The 8,696-nt window shown below is 66.0% G+C and carries 11 protein-coding genes; 1 reads left to right on the top strand and 10 read right to left on the bottom strand.

The annotated features are described in order from the left end of the window. Nucleotides 1-6: 6 nt before the first annotated feature. From IFY26_RS17275 to IFY26_RS17230, 10 genes are all read right to left on the bottom strand, one after another. Entirely contained in the window at nt 7-402 is a 396-nt protein-coding gene (locus IFY26_RS17275; protein ID WP_232550252.1) for a hypothetical protein, read from the bottom strand. Further along, nucleotides 396-734 carry a hypothetical protein gene (locus IFY26_RS17270; RefSeq protein WP_232550251.1) on the bottom strand — a complete coding sequence of 113 codons (339 nt, stop codon included), beginning with the start codon at nt 732-734 and terminating at the stop codon, nt 396-398. The genes IFY26_RS17275 and IFY26_RS17270 overlap by 7 nt, the downstream gene beginning before the upstream one ends. Before the next feature lie 354 nt (nt 735-1,088). Beyond that, entirely contained in the window at nt 1,089-1,736 is a 648-nt protein-coding gene (locus IFY26_RS17265; protein WP_232550250.1) for an ABC transporter ATP-binding protein, read from the bottom strand. Nucleotides 1,737-1,745: 9 nt separating this feature from the next. Next, nucleotides 1,746-3,164, bottom strand: coding sequence for a hypothetical protein (locus tag IFY26_RS17260; RefSeq protein ID WP_232550249.1), 1,419 nt, complete (start codon nt 3,162-3,164; stop codon nt 1,746-1,748). A gap of 38 nt (nt 3,165-3,202) precedes the next feature. Then, the gene (locus IFY26_RS17255; RefSeq protein ID WP_232550248.1) at nt 3,203-3,937 is read right to left on the bottom strand and encodes a hypothetical protein; all 735 of its coding nucleotides are present in this window, start codon (nt 3,935-3,937) and stop codon (nt 3,203-3,205) included. 93 nt (nt 3,938-4,030) lie between these two features. Beyond that, nucleotides 4,031-4,372, bottom strand: coding sequence for a hypothetical protein (locus IFY26_RS17250; protein ID WP_232550247.1), 342 nt, complete (start codon nt 4,370-4,372; stop codon nt 4,031-4,033). 204 nt (nt 4,373-4,576) lie between these two features. Next, nucleotides 4,577-5,290, bottom strand: coding sequence for a DUF4913 domain-containing protein (locus IFY26_RS17245; protein WP_232550246.1), 714 nt, complete (start codon nt 5,288-5,290; stop codon nt 4,577-4,579). A gap of 90 nt (nt 5,291-5,380) precedes the next feature. Continuing rightward, the gene (locus tag IFY26_RS17240) at nt 5,381-6,802 is read right to left on the bottom strand and encodes an IS1380 family transposase (RefSeq protein WP_232550245.1); all 1,422 of its coding nucleotides are present in this window, start codon (nt 6,800-6,802) and stop codon (nt 5,381-5,383) included. Nucleotides 6,803-7,027: 225 nt separating this feature from the next. Then, a complete protein-coding gene (locus IFY26_RS17235; RefSeq protein WP_232550253.1) occupies nt 7,028-7,987 on the bottom strand; it encodes an IS481 family transposase in 960 nt (319 codons plus the stop codon). 115 nt (nt 7,988-8,102) lie between these two features. Continuing rightward, nucleotides 8,103-8,384, bottom strand: coding sequence for a hypothetical protein (locus IFY26_RS17230; RefSeq protein ID WP_232550244.1), 282 nt, complete (start codon nt 8,382-8,384; stop codon nt 8,103-8,105). Nucleotides 8,385-8,415: 31 nt separating this feature from the next. Between IFY26_RS17230 and IFY26_RS17225 the strand changes: the two genes are divergently transcribed. Continuing rightward, nucleotides 8,416-8,652, top strand: coding sequence for a transposase (locus IFY26_RS17225; RefSeq protein ID WP_232550243.1), 237 nt, complete (start codon nt 8,416-8,418; stop codon nt 8,650-8,652). Nucleotides 8,653-8,696 lie beyond the last annotated feature (44 nt).

The raw sequence follows: 8,696 nt of genomic DNA, 5'->3' as shown, positions 1-8,696 counted from the left end.
GCGCCGTCACCCACCCACCCTCGATTGGGAAGAGCCATCAACCCCGCCGTTCACCAAACACTCCCGCGTCTGGACGAAGAACTCATAGCTGTCCCGGCGCTCCCGCTCCGGCATGTCATCAAACCCCGCTCCCGGCGGAAGCGACGAGAAACACTCCTCCACCGCAGCCTGGTACTTCTCAATCTGACCATCAGGGATCAGACCAGAAGCAATACCCCCATCGGCGATCGAAACGGTCCACCCGCGCTCAGCCAAGCACTCCTTCGCCAACTCCAACCTCTCGGTACGAGCCGGAGCAGTCATCGGCTCGGTTCCCGGCCCAGGCGCCCCGGCGCAACCACTCATCAGCGTGAAGAGCACCAGCGAGAACACGAGAGGGCGGGACGGCGCGATGCTCAGCATCGGCTTTCCACCGCATGGATGGTGATATTCAAAGGAGTCGCAACCTGACCACCAAGGATCTGCCTAAATCCCCAGTTCTTCGTCTGAACAAAAGGACCAGAAAGATAGTTCACATCCCACGACTGGCTGTACCAACCGCCAAACCCCTGGACTGATTGAGTGACTACGTAGCTCCTCCCCGTCAAGGTTCGTGAGCTAGTGGTCGCACTGGCAGAGGAGCAGGTAACGCCTGGCAGGGACCTGCCATCCGCCACCGCCGTCGAGACACCCACCCCTAACGTCAAGGAAAGGGTGGCAAACGTCGCGATCATGGTCTTCAGGGTTCGATTCATGGAGGGGGCTCCTTGTCTTTTGAGCGGGCCTCGTTGCCCGCTCACGCACCATAACACGGACGGGCGAGAGTCGAACCTGCACCCGATTTCACCGCGTAGGGCCTACCGACCTCCGCCGGCCTGCAGATTCGTGGAAGGGGGCAGATGAGAGTCCGATCCGCACCGATCTGCGGGCAGTGCTCGATGCCCGCAGCACTTTTAGTGCCCCCTGCTTGCTGGCTCGCGGGGCGTTCCCTTATCGCGGCTCCCCTGTCGGCGTAGTCGCCTCGGCGGAGGCACTCCGAACGGCACCGAGGGACCCCCCTAGTTAGAGCGCTCCGATGACCTCGAACCACATCGATAGCGCCGACACGATCAGGAAGGCGTGACGGGTTCGAGGGTGTGGTGGTTGATCCGCCACACGGAGGCGCACAGGGTGTCGATGTCTTCTTGCTGGTGGCTCGTGATGACGATGGTGCGTCCTTCGGCGTTGAGGTCGCGGAGGAGCTGACGAGTCGTCTCGACGCTCGAGGCGTCCAGGCCGTTGAAGGCCTCGTCGAGGAGCAGCAGCTGTTGGCCTTCCATGAAGGCCTGCGCGATCGCGAGCTTCTGTTTCATCCCGAGGGAGTAGTTCCGCACGTGCTGGCGGGTTCCTGGTGAGAGGCCGACTCGTTCCATGGCTGTGGTGACGTCGGCGCGGCTGGCGACTTTGCGGATGGAGGCGAGTTCCAGGAGGTTTTCCAAGCCGGTGAGCCCGGGGAGGTAGCCCGGGCGGTCGATGATCGCACCGACACCGATCGGGTAGGAGTCGCCTTTCTCACGGAGGTCTGGTGACAGCCAGACCTCACCGGCGTCTGGGGTGACGAGACCGCAGATCAGCTTGAAGAGGACGGACTTGCCGGACCCGTTTGGTCCCTGGATTCCGCAGAGGGAGCCGCGCGGGACGGCGAGGTTCACGTCTTGGAGGACGTCGAGTCCTTTGAAGGACTTGGATACGGCGGTGAGCGTGGCTGCGTACTCCATGGGAACCTTTCAGTCGAAAGAGGGTGCTTGGCGTCGGGCCAAGAGGGTGAGGATGATCAGGAGCGCGGCGAGGGTCGCGCCGGCGTAGAGGATGAGCAGAGTGGGCGCGGCTTCGGGTGGGCGCGCGCCGAGGAACGCGAGTGCTGAGGGCCAGGGCCAGGCGGGGTTGAGCGCCGGCACTGTGAGGATCGTGCAGGCGACCAGGGTGAGGGTCATCGGCGTCACGCTGTGAGCAAGCCAGCCGGCGATGACGCCGGCTGACGCGATCGACGCGGCGACCAGTGGCCCGGCCAGGAGCAGGTGGAGTGCATCGGCCCAGTCAAGCATGGGGCGGCCGGTGAGGGCGTCGAGGGCTGCGGTCACGGCGAGCAGCGCGATCGCGCTGACGAGGCCGGAGGCGACGTCGCGGGCGGTCTCGCGGGCGACGAGCGTGGTCGCACGGCCGTGGCGCAGGAGAAGGTCGGGAAGGCGTGTGGTGAGGGTGTGTGACCAGCGCAGCATGAGGACCAGCGCGAGACCGACCCACACGATGACGGCGAAGGCCCAGTGCAGGAACGACATCCCTTCGGTGCTCGCTCCGTAGAGGAGCTGGGAGGCCAGGGGCAGCTCGGGATCCTGAAGCGGGGTCATGAGCAGTATGCCGCTGCCGATGATCAGCCAGTACCACGCCCAACGGCGATCGATCCGCACCCTTGGCCAGGCTCGGTTCACGGGCCGTCGGTCCATGCCGAACGCCAGGACGCCGAGCACGGCGATGCCGATGACGCAGGCCGTGGGTGCGGCCCATAGCGGGAGCCCTGTCATGACGGCGTGCGCGGTGACCAGGGCGTTGATCGGGTTGCTCGCCGGCGGAAGCGGCCAGGCCTTGAAGATGACCGGCATCGATAGGGCGGCTGCGATGACGAACAGGCGGTAGTGCCGGGTGGAGGTGAGGGCGAGGATGGCGACGCCGGTAGCGAGGAAGGCGGCTGAGACGGCCAGGTAGAGAACCTGTGCGGCTAGTACCGGGATGAACGCGAGCCCGGCCGTGGCTTGGGCATGCAGCGACGCGACGAGGTCCTCGCGGGCCAGGGCGAGCGGGCTCCACATCAGCTGCCAGCCGAGCCCGGCTGTTCCCACCAAGGAGCTGGCCGTCAAGGCGATCGCCAGGACCGCTCCCACCGGTACGGCGCGCACCGCTTCGTCGAGGACGAACGCGGCTCGTGAGCCGTGACGAAGGAGGACCGCGGGCCGCGCGCGCAGTGAGATGCTGTGCCCGAGCACGACGGTCAGCACGGGCCACAGGAAGTACGCGATGACGTACGGATCCTGGGCGGTCATCAGCACCACGTCCCACGCCCCGAACGGGGCCTGGGCGATGTCAGCGGCCGTCAGGAGCTGGCCTCGGTACGCGAGAGCGGTCAGTGCTCCCGCGACCAGGGTCGCCACAGATGCGAACAGGAGTCCGCGGTAGCGACGCAGCCAGATCACTGGTAGCCCGCCGGTGAGCGTCGGGCAGATAGTGTCCAGGCCGCAAGTGCTGCCACTATCAGCAGGAACGCCAGTGTCGAGAGCATCGGGACATACAGCGGGATCTGGCGAAGGTTGAACGGGAACACCGCCGCGATCATGCCCCACCGTTCGAGCCCGAGGACGGCGAGTAGGAAGTCGATCAGGAACTGGCCCACCGCGGGTAACGCCAGCGCGAGCAGACGGTTGCTCACGTTCACCAACGCGAGGACGCCGAGCATCCCGTAGAGAGCTGCGTGAACCCCGACCCAGGCCGCATACGAGCTGAGGAACGCGGCGTCGCCCAGGGGAAGCAGCTGAGCGAAGGTGAACCGTTCGGCAGGCACCCGAGCCCCGGGATCAGGGAAGTAGGTCACCCAGCCGAACTTCGGGGTCGCCCAGAGCGTCAGGACGCCGACGATCACGATCATCACGGCACCAGCCACGAATCCGAGAGCAGCAGCTCGGCCAAGATGGCGCAGCAGGTATCCGCGTCTCCCGCGACGCAGCTGGAGCGGCAGCCACGCTCCGGCCGACAGCTCCTGGCTGAAATAGAGCCCGTACAGCAACGTGGTCAACAGCGGGAACGCCAGCGGGACCAGGCTGCTCAGGGCCAGGGTGAAGTGGTCGTAGCGGTCGACCAGCGCGTAGTCGCTCACCAGCCACCACCCGAAGAGGCCGGGTGAGGCGATCAGGAGCAGGACCACAGCCATGCTGGGCAGGTATCGGCGGATCAACGCGTTGTCTCCTCTGCGCACGAAACAGGTATTGACACGCCGGAGCGTGCCAATACCTGTTAGGTGGCGCTAGTTGCTGCGCCAGGTACCGGAGACCTGGACGTCGACGGCGGTGTTCCAGTCGTTGCTGAACTGCACGCGGGCGCTCGCGCCCTTCTGCACGGAGTTCCACAGCTGGCGGGTGTCGTTGTCGCCGACGTCGCGAGCCCAGCCGCCGGTGCCGGCGGCGGCCTGGAGACGAGCGTCGACGACGTAGTCGGCGCCCACCGTGCCGCTCCGCAGATCGGCCGCGGTGCCGGCGCCCACCTTCGTCTGGTACGCGGTGTAGCCGTTACCGTTGAGCTTGCCGACGGTCGTGCTGTAGCCCTGGAACGTGGTGCCGGCCCAGGCCGACGTCCCGACAGCGAGCATCCCGACGACCGCCAGGGGGATGGCGAACTTCTTGATCTTTATGATGATGAACCTTTCATCTAGGGGTTTCTCCGAACCTACACGAACCTACGACGGCTCGTTGTTGAGCTGGAAATCTGGGAACTTTAGTACCCTCAGATGGGCAGTCAACTGCCCGCCGGCAGCCCGCGTGCCTTCCCCGAACGGGGTAGGCCGCCATCGAGATCAGGCGTCTCGGACGTCTGGGAAGAGACCGGCTGGCGGAGCCTCGTAGGGTAAGGGCTCGTGCGGCCCGGCGGTGTCCTTAGACCGCGCCCACGGTCCCGTCGCGCTCATCAGGACTCCGAGATGGTGGTCTGCGTGATCGCGCAGCCACACCGAGATTCCCGTGGACGGATCCATGCGCAGGTGCTCCCAGGCCCGCCATAGCGCCTCGAGGCGCGTGATCGCTTCGGCGGATTCCCACCAGCGTGCTGACCAGCGATAATCCGCGCGGCCTTCCTCACCGACGTTGCGACGAAAGACCGGGCAGATGAACTCGCGTACGAACTCGTCGACCGACCCGTAGTAGAGGGTCGGCACGTCGTCCTCGACGACCTCAGGCTCGCCCGGAGGGCTGAGTTCGGCTTCCGCAGCAGCGGCGGCGACTTGGCGCAGCGCGTCGAGGCGCTCCGGTGTCAGAACACCTTTCACTGCTTCGGTGACGATAGGAGCGACTTCGCGCTTCACCTGGCGGTGGATCTCGCTGGTCACGGTTGCAGCAACGAGGCCGCCGGCGATCGCGGCCAGATCGAGGCCATCAATCTCGGCGGCAACCCTCTCTCCGACGATGTCGGGTGCGCCCAAGGGCTCGTCGGTCTCTTCGTCGACGTCAGCCATCGAAGTGGCCTCAACGTCGTAAATGGGGGCGTCGGTGTCCCACTCGCCGAGCCCGCTCATGACCGCACCGGATCGTCCAGGGCCGCGAGGTTCCGGCCGACGTCGACGAGCTCCCGCTGTGCGTCATCGAGCGTCGTCGTGGCACTCGGGTCATGAGCGGCGATCGACGCCTTGACGGCTGCGGCGTGCGGGCCGTTCATCCACGGCTGCGTCGTGATGAGCGTGGGACGAGTACCGGAGGCCAGCACGACGGCACGACCCTTCGGCATCCCCTGTAGGTCGGCGACATCCAGGATACGTTCGCGGGTGAGCTGCTCGTTGACACTGCGCTGTCCGCGGCCGGTGGAGACCGAGGTGACTCGCTTGTCGTAGCATCGCGCTCCAGGCCTGCAACTCGGAGGCCAGGGCGACGATCTGGCACCAGATCCGATTCTGGTCGAACCCGTGCAACGGGAGGTTGGCCAGGCCTGTGTCTTTCGCGATCCGGATCCGGTCTTCGCAGCGGGCGCGGCGACGATGCCTGAGCTCCAGCTGCTGCCGGGTGCCGAGGGTGGTGTTGGTCGCGAAGGCGGTGAGCCGGTAGCCGTCGACGTCGTCGAACCGCAGCTGAGCGCCGGGGTGGGGCCGTTCGCGGCGGACGATCACCCGCATCCCGGCAGGCCAACCGTCGAGATCCAGCAGTCCGGTGAAGTCAGCAAGATCGGCCCCCTCGCGAGCCTCGCCATCGCTGTTGAGGGCCGGCACCCAAACCCACTCAGGGACCAGGTGGTAGAAGTCGGGGGTGTCCATGGGGAGGGTGAACCCGACCGAGTACGCCACCCTGCGCCCGGTCAGCCACTTGGTGAACTCCTTCGTGCCGCCGGCCCCGTCCGCGCGGATCAGCACGCGGCGTCCGGGCCGCGGGTTCCGGTCGGGGAGCTGCGCGAGAGCTTGTTTGGTGACGGTGATGTGATCGGCGGCGGTGTTCGAACCGGCGTTCCCGGGGCGTAGGTGGACCTCCAGGGCTTCGCCGGTGCCGTCCGTCCCGTGGTCGGCGAACGCCAGCAACGGGTGGAACCCGAAGCCTCGCTTGAACGTCGCAGCCGCGCGCTGCTTCTCCGAGTGGGCGGTGATCAGCGACGCGTCGAGATCGATCACCACCGGATCCTCGGCAGTCGACTCGTGGTCGGGGGCATGCTCACCGGCCAGGGCCCAGACCCTGGCGCGGGCCTGCTGCCTGGCTCCGGCGATCGCCTTGATGGCCTTGTCCGCGTCCTCGGCCAGGGCCGCGATGAGCCGCGACACGGTCGGATCCGACGCCACCGGGCCGTAGACCCCTGGTTCAGCGCGCAGGGTGGCGAGGTCGCTCAACGCTTCACCGCCGAGCACCAGCGACATCGCCAGATCGCAGATGATCTTGCCTGGGTCGTGGACCGCCAACGGTTTCCGCCACCGGGAAAGCGCCTCCGACAGGGCCCGGTCCAGGCCGGCCGCGCGGATGGTTTCGGTCAGCAGGATCCCGCCAGCCTGGCCGACCGCGGTCACCTTCGCGGTATCGACATGAACCCTGGGATACGAGCCGGTACTCTTCACCTCGAAGGTGCTCCTCGCTTGTTGAATGATTATGCTTCGCAAAACACATCATCCCAAGTCAGGGGCACTTTCGCCATCCCAGGCCACTGCAGTCCACCCACCGTCATGAAAGCACGAGGCTAGACGTGATGCCTGCAGGAGATCAAGTTTCCCTCAGGCTCGCCCTGTCCATCGAGTACCTCATCGGGGATGAACGAGTCCAAGTCGCCTAGATGTACCCGGCCATCAGGTTGGTAGCAGTCGGCTGATCGGGGGCTTCCCTCCGAGTGCGCTGTGGCCTCGTGCAGTGTTGTAGTGCTCGAGCCAGGGCGCAAGGGCTGCGGTGCGCTCTTGGTTGCTGGTGTAGGTGCGGCGGTATGCCCATTCGGTGGCCAGGGTCCGGTTGAGCCGCTCGACCTTGCCGTTCTGCCAAGGGCAGTGGGGTTTGATGAACTTCTGCCGGATGCCGTGTTCGGCGCATAGCCCGCGTAGTGAGTAGCGGTAGGCCCATGCGTTGTCGGTCATGAGGCGTTCGATCCGGGTGATGCCGTGTGCGGCGAAGTAGCCGATCGCCCGCTGCAGGAAGGCGGCGCAGGTGGTGCCTTTCTCGTCGGTCAGGACCTCGCTGTAGGCGAGCCTGGAGTGGTCATCGACCAAGGAATGGACGTAGTCGAACCCGGGCCCGTTGATTCGGTCCAGAGCGACATTCCCGCGACCGTGGACCCGCCACCCGCCGCCGTCGGGGATCCGACCCATCTTCTTCACGTCCATGTGGACCAGTTCGCCGGGATGGTCACGTTCGTAACGGACTGCGGTCTGCTTCGACGAGCGGATCACCGACCCGGTGATCGGGTCACACTCACGCAGGTAGGCGACCTGGTGGCGGCGCAGGATCCGGGAGATCGTGCGGGCCGGCACGCCGACGATCGTGGTCAGGACATCGGGCCCAGCTCGGTGGGTGGCCCGCGCGGCCAGCACGCGCTCCTCAAGAGCCGGACTGGTCTTGGTGGGAGTCGTGTGTGGTTTCGAAGAGCGGGTCTCCAGGCCTGCCAGCCCCTCGGCTGCGTACCGGTCCAGCCACGTGCGCACGCACTTGCGGGACACCCCCATCGCCGCGGCGATCTGGGACTGGGGCCAGCCGGCCTGATGACGTTGCACGATCAGCAGCCGACCGTGAACGGTCAACCGGGCACTACCGTGGGACATGGAACCTCCGTGGTGGATGTGGGCCTTCGACAAGCCACACCCCACCCGGAGGTTCCCCTCACGTCAACACCCCCGAACTGCCACCAACGTCCTGGCCGGGTACACCTAGAGCCTGTTACGAAAGTCGTTTGAGCCATCCGTTGATCACGGTGATGTGGGTGGTGGCGGTGAAGCGGACGGCGAGTTTGTCGTAGCGGGTGGCGAATGCGCGGTGGTGTTTGAGCTTGTTGATGCCACATTCGACAGCGTGGCGGTCCTTGTAGGCGCTGGGGTCGAACGCGGGTGGGCGACCGCCTTTGCTCTGGACCGTTCCCGCTTTGGTGGAGGGTGGGGCATATTCCGCGGGTTCCTGAACTTGGGAGGAACCGACGATGGGATCGACACGGAGGGCGTTCACGGAGGAGTACAAAGCCTCGGCGGTAGAGTTCGTGATCAATGACGGGCGCTCGGTCGCCGATGTGGCGCGCAGTATCGGCGTGCATGAGATGACCTTGGGGAAATGGGTGAAGAAGGCGCGAGACGCGCAAGATGGTGAACCGGTCCGGCCGTTGAACGAGGACGAGCGGGCCGAGCTGGAACGGCTCCGCTCGGAGAACCGACGGTTGAAGATGGAGGCTGAGTTCGCAAAGAAAGTTGCGGCCTGGTTCGCGAAAGACCAGCAGTGATCTTTGCTGGCTCTTCCCAATCGAGGGTGGGTGGGTGACGGCGC

This window comes from Propioniciclava soli (assembly GCF_014858005.1).
In the GTDB taxonomy this organism is placed as follows: Bacteria; Actinomycetota; Actinomycetes; order Propionibacteriales; family Propionibacteriaceae; genus Propioniciclava; species Propioniciclava soli.
The sequence above is the reverse complement of the archived record's forward strand: the minus strand, read 5'-3'. Positions and strand labels throughout refer to the sequence as shown.

Coding starts and splice junctions, on each gene's coding strand:
- IFY26_RS17245 (WP_232550246.1), bottom strand. CDS start 5,290: ATGAGCGGGCTCGGCGAGTGGGACACCGACGCCCCCATTTACGACGTT.
- IFY26_RS17275 (WP_232550252.1), bottom strand. CDS start 402: ATGCTGAGCATCGCGCCGTCCCGCCCTCTCGTGTTCTCGCTGGTGCTC.
- IFY26_RS17235 (WP_232550253.1), bottom strand. CDS start 7,987: ATGTCCCACGGTAGTGCCCGGTTGACCGTTCACGGTCGGCTGCTGATC.
- IFY26_RS17255 (WP_232550248.1), bottom strand. CDS start 3,937: ATGGCTGTGGTCCTGCTCCTGATCGCCTCACCCGGCCTCTTCGGGTGG.
- IFY26_RS17265 (WP_232550250.1), bottom strand. CDS start 1,736: ATGGAGTACGCAGCCACGCTCACCGCCGTATCCAAGTCCTTCAAAGGA.
- IFY26_RS17250 (WP_232550247.1), bottom strand. CDS start 4,372: ATGCTCGCTGTCGGGACGTCGGCCTGGGCCGGCACCACGTTCCAGGGC.
- IFY26_RS17270 (WP_232550251.1), bottom strand. CDS start 734: ATGAATCGAACCCTGAAGACCATGATCGCGACGTTTGCCACCCTTTCC.